Raw genomic sequence first — 18,631 nt, forward strand, 5'->3', positions numbered from 1 at the left:
GGACTTCACATCGCGGGCATCTTCCTCTGGTCCGCCCGCTGATCCAAACGAAACCGCCTAGGCGTCCCCTGCCCTCCAGTGCCGCCCTCTGTCCTCAACCAGCCGTCCCAGCAGGGTTGTTGGAGTCCGCCCAGGCATGACGGAGCCCCGGGCCGGCCTCCTCGCGCCGCCCCCGGCGGACCACGAGCACCGCCCTGTCGTCGACGTGTCCGGTCAGCGAATCGCCCTGTGCCATGACGGCGTTCGCGACCTCCGCGAGCGGCGCGGTACGCCGCCGGTCGGTGACCTCACAGATCCCGGCCAGTCCGGCGTCGATCGGCAGCTGGGGCCCCTCCACCAGCCCGTCCGTGACCAGGGCGAGCAGGTCGCCGGGGGCCAGGTCCAGCACATGGACGGGAAAGCTGCTCCCCGCCAGCACCCCCAGCGGCGGACCGCCCGGGTACTCGCGAACCCGGGCCCCGCCCTCGGCCGCATGCACCAGCGGGACGTGTCCGGCCCGCGCCGTCATGACCCGGCCGCCGGGTGTGAGCAGCGCGTACAGACACGTCGCGAAGACGGGCAGCCGCATCTGCAACATGAGGTCGTTGGTGCGCGCCAGCACCCGGTCCGGAGCCGGATCCTGCCAGGCGTACGCGTGCATCGCGGTACGCACCTGCCCCATCAGCGCCGCGGCCTGCACACTGTGCCCCTGTACGTCTCCGATGATGCAGGCGGTGCTGCCGTCGGGCAGGGCGATGACGTCGTACCAGTCCCCGCCGACGTCCAGGCCGTCGTGAGCGGGGCTGTACCGGGCCTCGATCTCGAAGCCCGGGGCGACCGGCAGCAGGGCGGGCAGCAGACCGCGCTGTACGGTGCTGGCCAGTTCGGCCCGGGCGGACTGGAGCCGAATGCGCTCCCACGCCTGGCCCGCGAGATCCGCCATGACCCCGGCGAGCGTCTGCTCGTGGTTGGAGAGGTTGTGCGGCCGGTCGAAGGTCACCACCCAGCCGCCCAGCGGGGACGCGCCCTGACCCCGCAGGGGGATCATGATGAAGGACTCGGCGGCGGTGGCGTCCAGCAGACCGTGGGCGAGCGGCCAGGACCGCCGGTAGTCGTCCCGGGTGGCGATGAACAACGGCGTGCCCGTGCGGATCGCCTCGGTCAGCGGCTTCGGCGCCTCCAGCGGCAGACCGTGCAGCGAGCGGGCGAGTGCGGGATCGATGCCCGCGCCGAACGTCACCCGCAGCCTGCCCTCCTCCACGAAGGCCAGCAGCGTTCCGTTGCCGCCGAAGGCGGGAGCCACCCGGTCCAGGATCGCCGTGGTCAGCTCGTCCTCCGTGGCGGCGGACACGAACGCCGCGGCGAGCTGTTGGACCAGGTCACCGCGCCGCCGGGCATCGGCATGCGCCTTGAGGAGCGACTGGTGGCGCTCTACGGCCGCGGTGGTGTTGATCGTCGTCCCCACGACGCGCCGCTTGCCGTCGAACCCGAACCGGACCAGGCGGGCCAGGGTGCGCAGCCAGTGCGGACGGCCGTGGTCGTCCGCCATCCGGAAGTCGACGTCCACCTGCCGGGCCTCCCCTTTGCGCAGCGCCCAGAACGCCTCCTCGACGTGCCCCACGTCATCGGCGTACACCAGCCCCAGCAGTTCGGCCAGCGGCATCCGGTCGCCAGGGCCCACGCCGTTGTACAGGCGCTCACCGTCGAGCCAGCTGAATTCGTCCGCGTCCTCGTCGTAGACCCACAGGGAGTGGTCCGCCAGTACGGTCATGGAGCGCAGGGCCTCCCAGTGCAGCCACTTCCCCTCTTCCTCCTCCTCGATCTCCACCAGGAGCGCGTGTCCGCCGTCGCACCGGTCGAAGCGACGAGCCGACGTCATGCAGATGACCGCGCCCTCCGCGTGGGCGTATTCGAGCGGCTGACGACAGACGCGGCCACCGCCCGCAAGCGCGTCGAGGAGCAGTTGGCGGGAGATGGCCACGCTGGTCGGGGCGAGTAGATCGGCGAAGCTTCGATGCGGGGTCCCGCCGTCGAGCAGAGCAGCCTGGACCCGGGGGCTGGCCCGGATCAGCTCCCCCGCCCCGGCGGGCTCACGCGCGGGGGCGAGCAGCATCCACATGCCGTCGACGCCGAGCGTCTCGCAACCGGGGCGGGCAGGGGCGCTGGCGTCTACACACATGACATCGACCTCAAAAGCGTAAGGGCGCGGCAAGCCTCCCTGCGGGCGGGTCTTCCATCCCAGCCGACTTCTGCGCAGGTCGCCGCCCGCGAAAGTCATGTCCTGGGGGACGAAGGTCCCCTACGACCCGTCAGCGTTCGGCGGCGCCGCGCCGTGCGGTCGCCCGCCCCCTCACCCCTTCTCCTGGAGCCGCTGGTGACGCAGGAGCCGCTCCTGCATCACGGGGTAGGGCGTAGCGGTGGGAGGGGTGCCGCCGTCGCGGACGTCCGTGGCGGCGCGTACCGCCGCGTCCATCGCGGCGCGGTAGGGCAGCGATCCGGTGCTGATGCGCCGCACGCCGAGCCGGGCCAGCTCCGCCACGGTGAGCGTGGGGTGGACCAGGGTGTTCACGGGTGCCGCGATGTTGTTGACCAGGTCACGCAGCGCGGAGGGATCGGTCGCGCCGGGAACGAAGATGCCGTCGGCGCCCGCGGCCACATAGGCGGTGGCCCGGGTCAGGGTCTCCTCGACGGTGGCCTTCTGGTCGAGCCAGTACGTGTCGATGCGGGCGTTCACGAAGAGTTCGGGCGAGACGTGCTTGATGGCCGCGACCTTGGCGGCGTGCAGCGCGGGGTCGATCAGCCGCTCATCGGTGCTGTCCTCGATGTTGATGCCGTCGACGCCGAGGCCGGCGGCGTACTCCGCCACCCGCTCGGGGTCGTCGTCGTAGCCGTCCTCGATGTCGGCGGACAGGTGGAACGGGGCGTTGCTCAGCTTCCGGGCCAGCACCTGCGTGGCCTGCCTGCTGGCCCGGCCGCCGTCGGGGCTCCCGCCGGCTGCGGCGACGCCGAAGCTCGTGGTGCCGACGGCGGGGAAACCGGCCTCCGCGAAGGCGAGTGCCGAGGCCACGTCCCAGGCGTTGGGCAGCAGCAGCGGGGTGGCTCGGTGGTGCAGGGCTTTGAACGTCATGTCCGTGGCGCCTTTCGGAGGTGGCCGCGCGGGGAGAGCCCCGGGCGCCCTCAGGATCACCCGTCGGCATCGCACTGATCAACGAGGCGGGCCCTCGACGAACTCGGCACGCAGCACCGGATGCCCCAACTCCCCTCGTGTGCGGGAAGGTTGTTCGGGGCGAGCGGTTGGTCCGGGCAGGCGGAGCCCGACGGGGCCGGGCGGGGCGGGCTGCGCTGCGTGGGTCACCTCGGGCCGCCGAGCGTTTCGGCCCGCCGCCGAGAGGTGATGCATGGCGTGCCGGAGCATCCAGAGCAACAGCCCCGCTCCCGCCACCTCATCAATCGGAGGCTCGTAGTGTCACGTCGCTCTCGCCGTTCACCGCTGCCCCGCCGGGGCGGCCGCACGCTGATCGGGTTGCTCGCCGCGTCGCTGGCGCTGGCGGCCCCGGCCGGAGCGTCTCCCCGCGGCAACGGAGACGAGGCGCTCCGAAACCGCCTCCAGGAACTGGTCGACCGTCCGGACGGCCCGCCCGGCGCCATCGCGGTACTCCGGGACGGCGGCCGGGTGCGCGTGGTCCGGGCCGGGGTCGCCGAGGTCGGCACCCGGCGTGCCCCCAGCACCACCGACCACATGCGGTTGGCCAGTGCCTCCAAGGCGTACAGCGGAGCCGTCGCGCTGCGTCTCGTCGACCGCGGGCTGCTCGGCCTGGACGACACCATCGCCCACAGGCTGCCCCAACTGCCGCAATCCTGGGGCCATGTGACCCTACGTCAACTGCTCAACCACACCAGCGGCCTGCCGGACTACAGTGCGGCGCCGGACTTCATCGAACTGATCCAGGCCGAACCGCACCGGGTCTTCGACTCCCGGCGCCTGCTCGACTTCGTCACGGACGACGACCTGGAATTCGCCCCCGGCTCCCGCTACCACTACTCGAACTCCGACAACATCGCCGTTGCCCTGATGACCGAGGCCGCGACCGGACAGCGTTACGAGGACCTGCTGGTCTCGCAGGTCTACCAGCCCCTGGGGCTCACCCGGACCAGTCTCCCCGTCGGCTATCAGCTGCCCAGCCCTCGTCTGCACGGCTACGACGTGGAACCGGGCAGCCGGCCGCAGGATGTCACCACACTGTTCGGCGCCTCCGGGTCCTGGGCCTCGGGCGGCATGGTCGCCACTCCCGCGGACTTCAACACCTTCATGGCCGGGTACGCGGGCGGCAAGCTGATCAGCACCGCGACCCGCGAGCAACAGCGGTCCTTCGTCGAAGGCGCCTCCGAGCCGGCCGGCCCCGGCAGCAACCGGGCCGGGTTGGGGATCTTCGCGTACACCACCCGGTGCGGCGTGGTGTACGGGCACACCGGCAACACCGCGGGCTACACCCAGTTCGGCGCGGGCACAAGGGACGGCCGCCGCAGCCTCACGCTCTCCATCACGTCACAGGTGAACCAGAAGAACACCCCCGACCTGCTGGCGCACCTGCGTGACGTCGAGGAGGACTTCGTCTGCGCCTTGCTCGGCTCGCCCCACAAGCCGTGAACCCGCCCGCTCCGTCTCCGTAGGCCCCAGTCGCAGTCGCAGCCTCCGTCCCACTCGCAAGCGTGGCCGAGGAGCTACTCCAGCCCGGATCGCTGTGCCCACCGGATCAGGTCCCCGCACGTCGGGCCGGACCGGCGGGCACGCCCGGAGAGCGTGATCAGCGAGTGGCGGACCTCGGTCCGGAGACGGGGAAGCCACAGGCCGGTGCGGCCGCCCTGATAGGAGAGCAGGCGAAAGTAGTCGAGGGAGGCCCTCTCCTCCTCGTCCGCGTACTCGGTCGGCATGGCGGCCAGGATTTCGTGGCTCTGCTTGGCGGCGGTCGCCTCGATCACCGCGGTCAGGGGAATGCCGTTCAGCGTCCCGTCGGTCCGCGGGAGGCCGGCGGCGGTGGCATCGACCACGACGGAATGGATCGCCAGGCCCGCGAACGTCGCGATGAGGCTCTCGCCCCGCTTCACGTCGATGCCCCAATCACCCAGTCGCTCCCGCCGTTTGGCCGCCCGCCACGGCTCCTGATCGACCAGGGGCAGCACACTGCGCCCCAGGCGGACGCACTGCCGCCACACGACATCGCGATCCGACACCAAAGCCGCCTCCTGTACCGAGGGAGACCGAGGCGATACCCCCGCCCTTCAGCCTCGGGAAGCAATGTGATGGACGTCACACCCCGTGTTGCGAACTTCGGCGCCGACCGTGCATCCAGTACGAGTCAAGCGACCGCGCGACGGCTTGTCTTCCTCTCGACGTGGCGGACGGGTCGGCGCTGGACTACTGAACAAGTGGCAACATGCTTATCTCGAAAGGAAGTTGGGGTCATGGAGCACCACGGAACCACCGCATCGCGCCCGGGGATCTTACGCCGCGCCGTGCTGGCCATAGCCATGTCCCTGGCCATCGTGCCGGGACTGCTCTCCTCCGCCCAGCCGGCCTCCGCCCACACCGGCGAAGGGTCCATCAACCACGTCTGGCTGGATCTGGGCGACGCGCCCAGCAGCCAGCAGACCATCGCCTACTCCACGTTCCTCGCCAGCCTGCGCGCCGCCGTCTCGGACACCTGGCGCGACGGCACCCAGTACACGCAGGACCCCTCCCAGACCGAGGGGATCGTTCGCGTCTCGCTGTCGGCCAATGACGACAGCGGCCGCAGACGAGCCGTCGACCTGTGGGTCCAGCCCGACAACCTCTACGTCGTCGGCTACTCCCCGCAGGGCAGCGGAGTCTCGTACACCTTCAACGACGCCAGCTTCAACCGTGGCCCCATCGACACCTCGATCACCAACCTGCCGTTCGGAGGCAACTACCAGGCGCTCGTCCAGGCCGCCGGACGTGACCGTTCCAGCATGCCGATCTGGTGGCAGGACATCCGGGCTTCCATCCTCCAGCTCGCCAACCAGACCTCGGCCAACACCAACACCCAGAACACCGCCCGCTCCCTGATGCTCCTCATCCAGATGACATCGGAGGCCGCCCGCTTCAACGACCTGGAGGGAGTCTTCCGCGCCGCGGTCGGCGACTGGAGCTGGGGCCGGACCGGCCTGGAGGGCTGGCAACAGAACCTGGAGAACAACTGGGGCGTGGTCTCCAACTTCTACTGGAACCTCGTGGGAGCCGGGAACACCTCCACCCCCACCGTCCCATACATCCCTGGTCTCGGGACCATCGAGAACACCGACCAGGTCCGCCGCTACCTGCGCGTTCTGCACACCTTCAACGCAGGCTGGAACTACCCCAACCCCGGCCACGACGAACTGTGACCGGCTCGCCCGCCAACTCGCCGCGCACCGTGTGGAGTTCGACCCCCACCGCGTCGCAGGCACCCGCACCTCGTACGTCAAGCAGAGGAGAACTCGCCACATGAGCACCGCACCCCAAGCAAGAAACGTCGTTCTGGTCCACGGCGGATTCGTCGACGGCTCGGGCTGGAAGGGCGTCTACGACCGGCTGCGCGAGGACGGCTATCGCGTCACCGTGGTGCAGAACCCGACGATGTCGCTCGAAGGTGACGCCGCCGCGACCAAGCGGATCCTGGACGCGCAGGACGGCCCGACCGTACTGGTCGGCCACTCGTACGGCGGCGCCGTCATCTCCGAGGCCGGCAACCACGAGACAGTGTCCGCGCTCGTTTACATCGCGGCCTTCGCCCCGGACAAGGGCGAATCCGTGAACACCCTCATCGCCGATCCCCCGCCCGGGGCTCCGGTTCCGCCGATCCTGCCGCCCGTCGACGGCTACCTCCTCCTGGACCGGGAGAAGTTCGCCCACTCCTTCGCCGGAGACCTGCCGCAGGACGAGGCCCGGTTCCTGGCCGACTCCCAAGTGCCGTGGGGCCTCGAAGCCTTGGGCGGCGCCGTGTCGCACCCGGCCTGGCGCAGCAAGCGGAGCTTCTACCTCGTCACGACCGAGGACCGGATGATTCCGCCCCCGGCGCAGCGCACCATGGCCGAGCGGGCCGGTGCGACGGTCGCAGAGACCGGCGGCAGCCATGCCGTGTATGTGTCCAAGCCCGATGTGGTCGCCGAATTCATCAAGAGGGCGGCGAAGGGCGCCGAGGAGTAGGGCCCTTCCCCACACCCCTGACCGACCGCGGCCGCAGTGAGCACCGTCCCGGTTCACTGCGGCCCGCCTGTACCCACGCCGGGCAGACGCCGCCGCATCTTTTGCCGCCCGACACAACGGTGGTGGGGCACACCGCCGGTCGCAGGCGAGACGTCCTACGCTCCCGACCGCACCCATCCGAGGGCGCCCGGCGTATCCGCCCCGGACACCGCCTCACCTCGCACCGGCCTGGCCTAGAATGCCGCACGCACCAAGCGTGGATGCGCCCAGCAATCACAACGGCGTTGCATGGCAAGACCTTTGATGGATCGTCACTAAGGCGGGCGTACGGGCATGGTGGCACTCGACTCGCCCACGGATGCGGAACTCACCCGACGGGCCCAGTCCGGGGACACGGCGGCCCTCGGCCTGCTCCTGGCCCGCCATCAGGCGCCCATGCGCGCGGTGGCGCTGAGTCTCCTCGGCCATGGGCCCGACGCGGAGGACGCGGTGCAGGACGCCGCACTCACCGCGCTGCTCCGCATCGGCGACGTGCGCGACCCCGCCTCCGGGGGAGCCTGGCTGCGGGCCGTCGTACGCAATGCCTGCCGTATGCGGCTGCGGGCGGCCCGCGAGACGCCGGGCCTCGACGCCCTGGCTCCCTGGCTCGTACGCAGCCCGGATCCGTCGTCGCACCCCGAGCGGCTCATCGAGCGGCATGCGATGCGCGACTGGATCTGGGGCGCGGTGGAGGAACTTCCGGAGCAGTACAGGCTGGTGCTGATGTTGCGGCACTTCAGCGGCATTTCCTCCTACCAGGAGATCGCGGCCGCCTGCGAGATTCCCGTCGGCACCGTCCGCAGCCGCCTGCATCAGGCAAGAGCGCGGATGGCCCGGACCCTTACGGCGACCGCCGTGCAGGCGCACGTCGATGCGTCCACTTTTGAAAGGGAAAGCAGACACGAGGGCCTGGCGACTCTGGAGGCATGGGAGCGCGGGGATCTGCCTCCGGACATCTCCGAACTGTGGCCGCCGGAAGCCGAGATGACCGGGCAGCTGGGCCGTCCCGGCGAACACGTCCATCCGGTGCCGGTCATGCGCCGGACGCTGGAGGCCGGCGTACGTCAGCATCTGCGGCACGTGGTGGCCGGCCGCGACCTCGCGATCTGGGAAATGGACGTCACCCATCCCGGCGCCGTTCACGTCTGCCCGCCCAGCCTCGTCTGGCTCATCTCCCGCCGCGACGGGCGAGTCCGGAAACTGCGAGTCGTCTTCCCGCCGGCCACCGCCCTAGACGTCCTGCGGACAGCTGCGCCGGCCCAGTCGTAGGCGAGCCCCCGAGTTCAACTCGGCCTCACTGCACGGCATATAGGACTCCGGGGTCCCGGCGATGTGGCAGGAGGGGGCTGGCGACTCTGCAGCCAGCACCAGTGGAGACACGCCATCCAGCCCCCACCCACAGGGGGGCCGGCACCCGTGGCTTCCGGGGCGGGCGTATGGAGACTTGGCTGCGTCCGCATACGTGGCGGACGACGGACAACACCCGGAAGAGGATCATCGCGATGGCTCCCTGCACCGTTTCTCCGTTCCGCCGGCGCCTCCCGGGGGTCGCGCTGGCGCTGACCCTGGCTGCCACCCTGACCGGGACGGCCGGGGCACCCGCGGGGGCCGCCGCCGCTCCCCCGGCCGCGCCGGCACCAAGTCGAGTCACGGCGGCCGCGCCGGGCTCGGTCCGGTTGGCCGAGTTGGCCGAGCAGGCGGTGGCGGCCGGAGCGCCCGGCGTGGTCGTGCGGGTCGACGACGGGCGCGGGCGCCCGGTCGAGATCGCCCGGCAGGCCCGATGGACCGTGCCCGACGGGGAGTTGACGGCGAGTGACAGGGTTCGCATGGGTTCCAACTCCAAAACAATGGTGGCCACTTTGGTGCTGCAACTGGTCGCCGAACACCGACTCGCGCTGGGCGACCCGGTCGAGAAATGGCTGCCCGGCCTGGTCCCACACGGCCGGTCCCTCACCCTGCGGATGCTCCTCCAGCACACCAGCGGTCTGTTCAACTACCTCGACGATCCAAGCGTTTTGAGGTCGTTCACCGGACAGGACAGCCACCGCTGGACACCGGTCGAGTTGCTCACCGCCGGCGTGCGGCACAGTCCGCTGTTCGCACCAGGTGAACGGTTCTCCTACAGCAACACCAACTACGTCGCGCTCGGCCTCGTCCTGGAGAGGGCGACCGGGAAGCGCCTGGGCGACCTGATCCAGCAGCGGATCGCCCGGCCGCTGGGCCTCTCCCGCACCTACCTCGATGACGGTCGGCGCCCGGAACGCCTCGCCCACGGCTACGAGCCCGACGCGGCGCACCTGGGCCCGCTCCTGCCGCCCGGCATCCCGGCCGGCACGGCGTTCGTGGGACCGGCCCGGGGCGACTGGGTGGACACGACCCACGTCAACACGAGCACGCTGTGGGCCGCGGGCGGCGTGGTCTCCACCGCCTCCGACTGGGCCCGCTTCGATGCGGCGCTGATGTCCGGAAAGCTGCTGCCATCCGCCCAGTTGGAGCAGATGCGCACCACCGTCCCGGAGGATCCGAAGGCCCCGGAGGGCAACGGCTACGGCCTTGGGCTGCGCAAGGTCGTCTTCCCGTGCGGCACGGTGTGGGGTCACGACGGACAGGCCGCCGGATACTCCAGCGAGACCTACACCGACGCCTCGGGGCGGCGTACCCTCTCCGTCCTCACCACGAGCGTCTTCGGGCTCGCCGCACCCGCGTCGGCCGCCGCTCACCAGGCCCTGGTGAACGACGCGGTATGCGCGATGCTCGGCAAGCCGGGTGCCGCCGCGCCGCCTTCGAACGACTGAACTCGCTTGCGTACAAGCCGCGTTCTGCTCCAGGCGGCACGCCGGCACATGCTGAAGATCACCGCGCTCCCGAACGTCCCGCGCTGGACCGCGCTGACCACTCTGACCGCTCTGACCGCTCTGACCGCCCACGCCGTGCTCGCGGCGGTGACGCCCGCACTGGCCGGGGCTGCGGCGCCGCGTACGACTGAGGACGACTCAGGCGGCCGGTCCGCGGACGCCCCCGGCGAGTAGCCCCGTCCGCAGGTCCCGGATACACTCCTCCGCCCGGCGAGCACCCGCGTCACCGCGGAACGCTCCCCGTTCGCTCGATCAGCGACCGACCACGGCCGCTGCCGAGCCCCCTGCCGACGAACCCCAGGAGCCACCGCCAGATGATCTCCCTCCGCGAAATGCGCGACACCGATCTGCCCACGTTGTGGGAGCACCTGTCCGACCCCGCCGCACAGCACGTGGCCGCCGTCACCCGGGACTACCACTACGACCGTGAGGAGTGCGACAGCCACTGGGCGAGGATCCGCGGCAACCCCGACATTCTGATGCGCACCGTGCTCGCCGACGGCGAGGTGGTCGGCCACGTCGCGGCCTACGGCCCGCCGGACGACCGCGAGGTCACGTACTGGATCGACCGGGCACACTGGGGACGCGGAATCGCCACGGAGGCGCTCGCCGCACTCATCGAACTCGACACGGTACGGCCGCTGCACGCCCATGCCGCAGCCGACAACGCGGGCTCGATCCGCGTACTGGAGAAGTGCGGTTTCGTCGTCACCGGGCGTTCGCGAGGCTTCGCGCAGGCTCGCGACGGTGAGATCGACGAGGTGTCTCTCACGCTGAACTGAGCGCGAGGGCAGGGCCGGCAGCCGGCACGCCGCTCCTGTCCCTCCCCCGGCACCGCTCCGTGGCCGCCGTACTTCCCGCGGACCCCGCCGGCACGTCCCGGAGGACAACGCTCCGGCCGAGCCGAACTCCGCTTCCAGTGGCACGAGTTGGCAGGCGCCAAGTGGTCGGCGCAAAGGACAGCCAGGTGGACTGGTGACCCCGGCTCCCTCCTGCCTAACGTCAGCCCTGGTCGACGCCGGGCCGCACATCGTGCCGCGCGGACGTCTGGCCTTCGCCAGGTAACCGGGGGGTATGTCACATGTCTGCGGTCGGCAATTCGGGGCTCTTGGGGAGCCGGTTCGACGCACTCGCGAGCAACACCATCGACTACTGGATGCTGCCGGACGACCCGTCGCTGACCAACCACGGCGTGCTCGACGCCGTATCGGCGGCACCCGTTCTGCCCGACGCTTCCCTACAGCTCTACATCCACGTACCGATCTGCGCGCAGAACTGCACCTTCTGCGCCTTCACCGGCGCGAACAGCATCAGCTACAAGATGGCGGAACGCTATTCCAAGCTGGTGATGTGGCAGCTGACGGACCTCATGGACCGCGTCCAGGTGAAGGGCCGTCACATCAGCTCCGTGCACATCGGCGGAGGCAGTCCGGACCTGCTCGGGTCCCATGTCGGCAGGATCCTGGAAGGCGTCAGAGGGCTGCCGGGCTGCACCGACACCACCGAGTTCTCCGTCGAGATGACGCTGAGCACCACTCGCCCCGAGTTCATCGAGGAACTCGTCCGCCACGACGTGACGAAGGCGTCCTTCGGAATCCAGACACTCGATCCGGACCTGCGGACGCACATGCGCCAGCCGCGCTCGCTCACGCACCTGGCGAAGGTGCTCGACATGATCGGCGGCCGTATTCCCGTCGTCAACGCCGACCTCATCACGTGCCTGCCGGGCCAGTCGCTCACCATGGCCCTCGACGATCTGCAAGCCCTCATCGAGCACCCCTCGATCAACGCGATCAGTTCCTACCTCCTGACGTCGGGTGCCTCGCCGTCCCTGATCGGAGGGCTGCTCTCCGGCGCCCTGCCGCAGCAGGCATCCCCGCACGACCGTGCGCTCATGCGCCTCAACACCTACGGCACGCTGTTGCGCGAGGGGTGGGTGCGGCGCGGTACCAACACGTACATCGACCCCTCCGCCGTGCCCGCGCCCACGCTCGACAAGATCAGTGGCAACGAGTGCCTGGGCCAGAGCCACCATGCGGCGTTCCTGCTGGGCGTCGGCGCCAGCGCGATCTCCAGCATGCCGGGCGTGCGCCTTGAGCAAGTGAGCTCCCTGGGGCAGTGGATGGCCGCCGCGGAGCGCAAGGAGCACCCGCTGCACCTGCCCAAGTGCGCCACCGTCCCGCAGACCGATGCCGCGCTGTGGGTCTTCCCCCTGCGGCACGAGGGACTGCCGCAGCATCGATACGACTGGATGCTGGCGAACGGTGCGCTCGACGACGAACAGGTCCGCACCCTCCGGAGCCTCTGCGACGAGGGCCTCGTGCGGCACACGGCCCTCGGGTACGAACTCACCGTCCTGGGCGAGGTGTTCATGGGCCATCTGGTACGCCTGCTGAAGAAGGAGGCCAACCGCAAGGCCGTCGACGACTACATCAGCGAAGGCCTCGCCCTGGGGAACGCGATCGCGGCCGGCGCGCTTGAGGACCGCCGCAACGTGAACAACCGCCAGGTGGCCGACCTCCATCTGAGCGAGATCCGCGTCGCGTCGACATCCTGACCGTTCACAACCCGCAGCCATCAGTCGCCCATCGACGGGGGTCTTGTCAGGTTTCGAACAAACTCCTACAGTCCGTGGCACGACCGACCATGGAACCGCTCCCACGGTTCTGGTCCTGGTCCCGGTCATCCGAGCAAGGGAGCCGCGATGTTCTCTGCACGTGTGAGATTCCCCCGTTGGGCCGGCGTGGTACTCGCCGCCCTTTCGATGTTCCTGGTGGGGCAGCCGCCCGCGCACGCCTCCTCCTGGGGCACTCCGCAGACGGTCAACTCGTGGAATGTCATCAACGGACGGTGGACCGCCAACCACGAACTGGAGACGTACACGCCGGACTGTGTCTGGTACGAAGGCAGCACCCTGATCATCAAGACGTACAACGCGGGTGGCGGTCAGTACCGCTCCGGGCGCGTGGAGTCCAAGTCGTCCTATGGATACGGCACTTACAGCTTCACCGCGAGCATGCCGAACGGGCAGGGGCTGCTCCCGGCGGTCTGGGGTGCCTATCTCCATCCCTGGCTGCCCGAGATGGACGCGGCCGAAATCGTCGGACAGAACCCCACGGCCGTCTACCAGACCTTCCACGACACCAACAACGGCCAGACCCAGTGGGCCAGGAACAACGCCTCCGCGTGGACGAACAGCTTCCACACCTACTCGTTCTCCTGGTGGCCCGACCACATCGACTTCTGGGTGGACGGCGGCTTCAGCGGCACGAAGTGGTACACCACACCGCCCGGGACCGGAATGCACTTCATCGTCAACACCGCCGTGGGGGGCGACTGGCCCGGCAATCCCAACGCTTCCACCTGGGCCACCGCCGACGGGGCCCGGTACCTGAAGGTTTCCTCGATCACCTACACGCCCTACTACCCCTGACGACGCCGGCTCCATCGGTCATGACGCACCTGCCGCCCCCGTCCCCACCCCGTCGAACCGCCGGACCCTGCCGCCCTCGGTGAACACCGGCCAGCCGGGGTCACCGGTCCGGGCGAAGGCGACCCAGGCGGCGTGCATCTCCTCGGCCAGCGCGGCGGGTGGTTCGGGTTGACCCAGCAACCCTCGCTCGCCACGTAGGGCCGGAAGGCCGAGGCGGTCGAACACGAAGGGCAGTTCCACCGTGTGGGCGGCGCCGAGGGTGCCGCCCACGGCGGGTGACCGCCAGGCGAACTCGTAGACGTGGGCGCGGCCATGGGCCTCGGCCAGTCGTCGGCTGCCGGCACCGAACAGCGCGTCGCCGAGCAGTGCCGAGCGCAGCTCCGCGTGACCCGCGTCCGGATGCCGGTCACGGTGCGCCGCGACGAACGCCTCGGCGGCGCCGTGGGCGGCGGCCGTCGTGCGGACGTCCTCTTCGGTGGAGGTCGCCAGGGCGCCCTGTGGCGCCAGGTAGAGGTTCCCCTCCTCGGCATTGGTGCCGATCAGCAGATCCACCTCCGCCAAGGGGCTGTCGGCCGGCTGTCGCCCCAGTACGAGACTGAAGGGGCTGAGCCCCACGAGGGGGTCCGGCCGGTCGGCAGTGCGCAGGTCGAGGCCACCCAGCTCGGGTACGGCCTGGACGAGACGTTCGTCGGGGACGTCGGCGAAGGCGGCGGCCGTCGGCGCGATGCCCAGAACCGCCGCGGCCCTGCCCGTCACCCGTGACGCCTGCTCGGGAGAGAACGCCCCCAGCCCGCTTCCGCTCTGCACGATCGCCCGCTGCACGAGACCCGCCGCGGCGGGCGTCGCGAGCACGGCACCCACGATCGTGGCCCCCGCGGACTGGCCGAACAGGGTGATGTTGCCAGGATCGCCGCCGAAGGCCGCGATGTTGTCGCGGACCCAGCGCAGCGCCGCGATCACGTCAAGGAGTCCACGGTTGGCGGGCGCGCCGGGAAGGTCCAGGAAGCCCGCGATACCGAGGCGGTAGTTGAGCGTGACCAGCACCACCCCGTCACGGGCGAACGCGGTGCCGTCGTAGAGGTCCGCGCCGGCCGAGCCCGCCACGAAGCCGCCGCCGTGCACGAACACCATCACCGGGCTGCGGTTCGCCGCCCGCGGAGCCCACACGTTGACCGTGAGGTGGTCGTCGCCCCGGATCCAGCCCGGCCCGAAGTACGGCGACATGTCGAGGGCGCCGAACGCGTCCCGGCGCGGCTGCGGGGCGGTGGGCCCGGGGGCCGAGGCGTCACGCACCTCCGTCCAGCGCCGGTGGGGGCGGGGCGGCGCGAAGCGGCCGGCGCCACGCGGTGCGGCGGCATAGGGAATGGCGTGGAAACGCCACACCTCGCTGCCGCCGGAGTCGGTGGTGCCACCTCGTACGCGTCCGGTGGTGGTCGTCACGATCGGTTCGGGCATGGGTCTCCTGCTCTCCTTCACATGGGTCGGGCACGAGGGTTCATATGGGTCGGGCACGGGGAATCGGGTGCGGGCTTCGGGTGTGGTGTCGGGCACGGGGTCCCCGTGCGGCTGATGTGCGATCAGCGCCCGGTGCGAGGAGGTGTCACAGCCGGGCGAAGGGAGCCCACGCCGCGATGTCGAAGGTGTCCCCGTTCCGGGTGACCTCGGCCCCGCCCGATCCGCCCCAATGCGCAGGGAAGACAAGCGAGTTGGTGTCGTCGGCCCGGCCGAGCAGCCGTCGCCGTGTCGCTCTGGTCTCCGCCGGATCCTCACAGAAGCAGCTGTTGACGTCGGGCGCGACGGCCTGCAACGGCGAATGCAGCAGATCGCCGACGAACAGCGCGCGGTCACCGCCCGATTCCAGCGCTAGCACCGAGGAACCCGGTGTGTGACCCGGGGCGAGTTCGAGCCGGAGATTGCCGTCGATGACGTGGGTGCCGTCCCACAGCAGTGCCTGCCCCGCCTCGTGCACCGGCGCCACGCTGTCCTCGAACACGTTCTGGTTTCCGCGCCCGGACTTGGAGGCATGGCCGTTCGCGGGGTTCCAGAAGTCGAAGTCGCGCGCCGGCATCAGATACGTCGCGTTCGGGAAGGTCGGGACCCAACTGCGGCCCTCCAGAGTGGTGTTCCAGCCGACGTGGTCGACGTGCAGATGCGTGTTGACCACCAGATCGACATCTCCCGGATGTACGCCCGCCCTGGCGAGCTCACCGAGGAAATCGCTCTGCCGTCGGCTCCAGATCGGGGCGTAGGGGCGTTCCTTGTCGTTACCGACACCGGTGTCGACCAGGATGGTCTTCCCCTCACTGCGCAGCAGCCAGGTCTGGATCGCGCTGAGGCACTCGCCCGAGGCGAGGTCGACGAAATCCGGCTCCAGCCAGGTCGCGTGTTCACGCCATGCCTGCTCCGGCGCATCGGGGAAGAAGGTGGCCGGGGCCAGCTCGACCGATCCGTAGAACTCGACGACCCGTGTGATCGAAACGTCGCCGAGGACGATTTCCCGCATGACTGGTCCTGTCCGTTGGGGGGAAACTGGGGAGGTGCTGCCAACCTTTCCCCGGAGCGCGCTCGGCACCAGTCCCGGCCCGTGCCTATGCATGGCTAGGCTGGCCCGTGCCTATGCATGGCTAGGCCGGCCCGTGCCTATGCATGGCAGGGGCAGGCTGTCCGCCGGCGACGCGGGCATACTCGGAGCCATGGCGGTTTCCCAGCAGCTCAGCGAGTTCCTACGGGCCCGAAGGGCTCGGGTGCGGCCCTCGGACGTGGGCCTGCCCGAACTGCCGGGCAGGCGGCGGGTGTCGGGGCTGCGACGCGAGGAGCTGTCCCAGCTCGCGGGCGTCAGCGTCTCCTACTACACCCGCCTCGAACAGGGCCAGTCGGTCAACGCCTCCGACGGCGTCCTGAACGCGCTGGCCACCGCCCTGCGGCTGGACGAGCACGAGCGGGCGCATCTACGCGAACTCGCCTCACGGCCGCGCCGGCCCCTCAGGCAGCCTGCGGCGGAAAGCGTGGACCGGCTCACCCGTGACCTGCTGCGTTCGGTGGGAGACACCCCGGCGCTCGTCCTCGGGCGCCGCTCCGACGTGCTGGCCTGGAACCCCCTGGCGCACGCCCTGCTGGCCGGGCACCTCTCCCCCGCCGCGCCCGAGCACCCCGAGGACCGGCCCAATCTCTCCCGCATGCTGTTCCTCGACCCGCACACCAGAGGGCTCTACGTGGACTGGGAACGCAAGGCGCGGGCGGTCGTGGGCAGCCTGCGGCAGGTGGCCGGGCGCCACCCCGACGATGCGCTGCTCGCGTCGCTGATCGGTGAACTGTCCATGGTGTCACCGGACTTCGCCGAGCTGTGGGGGGATCACCGGGTGCGGCCGTGCGAGGCGGACAGCTACCGGCTGCGGCACCCCCTGGTGGGTGAGCTGACCGTCACTCAGCAGATCCTGCTCCCCGCCCGATCGCCCGACCAGTCCCTCGTGGTGGTCACCACTGAGGAGGATTCCGGCTCTCAGGACGCCCTCACGCTTCTGCGCGCGTACGCGTTCTGAGCCGTCGGCTCACCACCGAAGGCCGTTGTGTCACAGCCCCGCAGAGACACGCCCCAGCGCGAGTGCGACCACTCACTTGTGATGGATATGTGAAGGCGCGGGGCGGGGCGCAACGCGTGGGGCGGCCGACTCATCTGGCTGGTCGGCAGCGAGCGTCCACTGAACCCGCGGGGCAGCGCGCGCGCAACGCCCGTCGTCCTGTTCGACGGCAACTTCCGCTCCTGACAGGCGACTTCACATCCCGGCATGACTTGTCATCTCCACATGAAGGAGCAGTCTCCTTGACCACTGACTTACGACGAGGCACTCGCCCTCGCGCTCTACTGGCCGTGCTGGCGGCGCTGTGCGGCATCATCGGCGCCACCACGCTGGGCACGACACCGGCGTCGGCGGCCGACCAACGCCACGCGATCTACGCCATCGCGCACCGCGTCGACACACTGGAGGGCGTGGACGCGGCGCTCAAGCACGGCGCCAACGGCATCGAGATCGACGTCTGCTCCTGGTGGAACCCCAACGAATGGCGGGCGTACCACGACTGCTCATCGGCCGGTGACACCCGGCACGGTCCCAGTTTCGACAGCATGATCGACCGCATCGTCTCCAACGCCGCTGCGGGCCGCCGACTGGCGCTGGTCTGGCTGGACATCAAGGACCCCAACTACTGTGGAGAAGCGCCGAACCGCACGTGCAGCGTCGCCGGACTGCGCGACAAGGCACAGCGGCTGACCGCCGCCGGGATCCAGGTGCTCTACGGGTTCTTCGAGTACCACGGCGGCAGCACCCCCGATGTCGGCGGCCGGGGCTGGCAGAGCCTGGAAGGGAAACTCGGCCCCCTGGAGGGCATCACGACGACCGGGACCCGGGACCAGGTCACGGGTGCCTTCAACCGGTCCGGCTCGGGGTTCCCCAACGGGCGTCGGGCGATGGACTACGGCGACACGGACATCACCAATGGCTTCGGGAACTGCACGGAGGCCACCTGGAACACGTGCGCCGAACTCAAGAAGGGCGCCGCGGACCGCTCCGCCGGGCGACTCGCGGCAACGTTGTCGTGGACGACCACGTACAACGATCCGTGGTACGTGGACAAGCTGCTCGGTGACGCACACGTGGACGGCATCATCGCGGGCTACGGCGCCTTCACCGGCGTTCGCGAGTACGACGACAGCTGGCAGTGCGCCAACGCGATCAACCTCGTCCGCGACTGGGTGAACAAGCACGGTTCCACCCACCGCATGGCCAACAGTTCCGACCGCCTCTTCAGGTAGAGACGGATTCGGCCCGAAGCCGAACCATCCGGTAGCCGTTGGTGACTTGTGGCGGTCGGCCGGATGCGCGTGCCGGGCAGGCGCCTGCCCGGCACGTGCTACCCACTCAGGAACAGCTGCAGTTACAGCAGTTCGGCGGCGGAGCGCAGCAGAAGGAAGCGCTCACCTCCGTCATGCCGTGCCCTGCGGTGAGCGACTGGCTGTGCTCGTCCCCGGCCAGCGAGTCCAGGTCGAGGTCCAGCGCGAGGTCGGCCACCGCCGCAGCGAGCGAGGGTGAGCCATTGCTGTTGTCGTTCATCAAAGCCCTCCTT

The 18,631-nt window shown here is 70.1% G+C and carries 17 protein-coding genes; 11 read left to right on the top strand and 6 right to left on the bottom strand.

Annotated features, from left to right (window positions below):
• Nucleotides 1–94: 94 nt before the first annotated feature.
• Complete coding sequence (locus CG740_RS17505) at nt 95–2,158, bottom strand: SpoIIE family protein phosphatase (protein ID WP_100576099.1); 2,064 nt, start codon at nt 2,156–2,158, stop codon at nt 95–97.
• 171 nt (nt 2,159–2,329) lie between these two features.
• The gene (locus CG740_RS17510; RefSeq protein WP_100576100.1) at nt 2,330–3,106 is read right to left on the bottom strand and encodes an isocitrate lyase/PEP mutase family protein; all 777 of its coding nucleotides are present in this window, start codon (nt 3,104–3,106) and stop codon (nt 2,330–2,332) included.
• 267 nt (nt 3,107–3,373) lie between these two features.
• On the opposite strand from CG740_RS17510, the gene CG740_RS17515 reads away from it, so the two are divergent.
• Nucleotides 3,374–4,627 (top strand): serine hydrolase domain-containing protein, encoded by a 1,254-nt coding sequence (locus CG740_RS17515; RefSeq protein WP_100576101.1) that lies wholly within the window; start codon nt 3,374–3,376, stop codon nt 4,625–4,627.
• Between the two features lie 74 nt (nt 4,628–4,701).
• Here the strand turns inward: CG740_RS17515 and CG740_RS17520 are convergent, their stop codons facing one another.
• Nucleotides 4,702–5,211 (bottom strand): hypothetical protein, encoded by a 510-nt coding sequence (locus CG740_RS17520; protein ID WP_159030316.1) that lies wholly within the window; start codon nt 5,209–5,211, stop codon nt 4,702–4,704.
• A 231-nt stretch (nt 5,212–5,442) separates the two neighbouring features.
• Between CG740_RS17520 and CG740_RS17525 the strand changes: the two genes are divergently transcribed.
• The 8 genes from CG740_RS17525 (at nt 5,443) to CG740_RS17560 (ending at nt 13,510) form a co-directional block, all read left to right on the top strand.
• Nucleotides 5,443–6,381: a ribosome-inactivating family protein gene (locus CG740_RS17525; protein WP_159030317.1), complete on the top strand. Its 939-nt coding sequence runs from the start codon at nt 5,443–5,445 to the stop codon at nt 6,379–6,381.
• A 100-nt stretch (nt 6,382–6,481) separates the two neighbouring features.
• Nucleotides 6,482–7,183: an alpha/beta fold hydrolase gene (locus tag CG740_RS17530; protein ID WP_100576104.1), complete on the top strand. Its 702-nt coding sequence runs from the start codon at nt 6,482–6,484 to the stop codon at nt 7,181–7,183.
• 333 nt (nt 7,184–7,516) lie between these two features.
• Nucleotides 7,517–8,491: an RNA polymerase sigma factor gene (locus CG740_RS17535; protein WP_100576105.1), complete on the top strand. Its 975-nt coding sequence runs from the start codon at nt 7,517–7,519 to the stop codon at nt 8,489–8,491.
• A gap of 233 nt (nt 8,492–8,724) precedes the next feature.
• Nucleotides 8,725–10,017, top strand: a complete 1,293-nt coding sequence (locus CG740_RS17540; protein ID WP_100576106.1) for a serine hydrolase domain-containing protein — start codon at nt 8,725–8,727, stop codon at nt 10,015–10,017.
• Nucleotides 10,018–10,023: 6 nt separating this feature from the next.
• A complete protein-coding gene (locus CG740_RS17545; protein ID WP_100576107.1) occupies nt 10,024–10,251 on the top strand; it encodes a hypothetical protein in 228 nt (75 codons plus the stop codon).
• A gap of 140 nt (nt 10,252–10,391) precedes the next feature.
• On the top strand, nt 10,392–10,859 hold the full coding sequence (locus tag CG740_RS17550) for a GNAT family N-acetyltransferase (protein ID WP_100576108.1): 468 nt from the start codon (nt 10,392–10,394) through the stop codon (nt 10,857–10,859).
• Between the two features lie 299 nt (nt 10,860–11,158).
• Complete coding sequence (locus CG740_RS17555; RefSeq protein ID WP_100576109.1) at nt 11,159–12,634, top strand: radical SAM protein; 1,476 nt, start codon at nt 11,159–11,161, stop codon at nt 12,632–12,634.
• A 162-nt stretch (nt 12,635–12,796) separates the two neighbouring features.
• Nucleotides 12,797–13,510 (top strand): glycoside hydrolase family 16 protein, encoded by a 714-nt coding sequence (locus CG740_RS17560; protein WP_234376322.1) that lies wholly within the window; start codon nt 12,797–12,799, stop codon nt 13,508–13,510.
• Between the two features lie 18 nt (nt 13,511–13,528).
• Here CG740_RS17560 and CG740_RS17565 read toward each other — a convergent pair whose 3' ends face one another.
• Nucleotides 13,529–14,965: a carboxylesterase/lipase family protein gene (locus tag CG740_RS17565; RefSeq protein WP_100576111.1), complete on the bottom strand. Its 1,437-nt coding sequence runs from the start codon at nt 14,963–14,965 to the stop codon at nt 13,529–13,531.
• A 145-nt stretch (nt 14,966–15,110) separates the two neighbouring features.
• On the bottom strand, nt 15,111–16,013 hold the full coding sequence (locus CG740_RS17570; protein WP_100576112.1) for an MBL fold metallo-hydrolase: 903 nt from the start codon (nt 16,011–16,013) through the stop codon (nt 15,111–15,113).
• A gap of 190 nt (nt 16,014–16,203) precedes the next feature.
• Here CG740_RS17570 and CG740_RS17575 point away from each other — a divergent pair, with 190 nt between their 5' ends.
• Nucleotides 16,204–17,049: a helix-turn-helix transcriptional regulator gene (locus CG740_RS17575; protein WP_100576113.1), complete on the top strand. Its 846-nt coding sequence runs from the start codon at nt 16,204–16,206 to the stop codon at nt 17,047–17,049.
• A 281-nt stretch (nt 17,050–17,330) separates the two neighbouring features.
• Nucleotides 17,331–18,320: a phospholipase gene (locus CG740_RS17580; RefSeq protein ID WP_100576114.1), complete on the top strand. Its 990-nt coding sequence runs from the start codon at nt 17,331–17,333 to the stop codon at nt 18,318–18,320.
• Between the two features lie 106 nt (nt 18,321–18,426).
• Here the strand turns inward: CG740_RS17580 and CG740_RS39685 are convergent, their stop codons facing one another.
• Entirely contained in the window at nt 18,427–18,618 is a 192-nt protein-coding gene (locus CG740_RS39685; protein WP_159030318.1) for a thiomuracin/GE37468 family thiazolyl RiPP peptide, read from the bottom strand.
• Nucleotides 18,619–18,631 lie beyond the last annotated feature (13 nt).

Source organism: Streptomyces sp. CB01201 (assembly GCF_002803085.1).
Taxonomy (GTDB): Bacteria; Actinomycetota; Actinomycetes; order Streptomycetales; family Streptomycetaceae; genus Streptomyces; species Streptomyces hundungensis.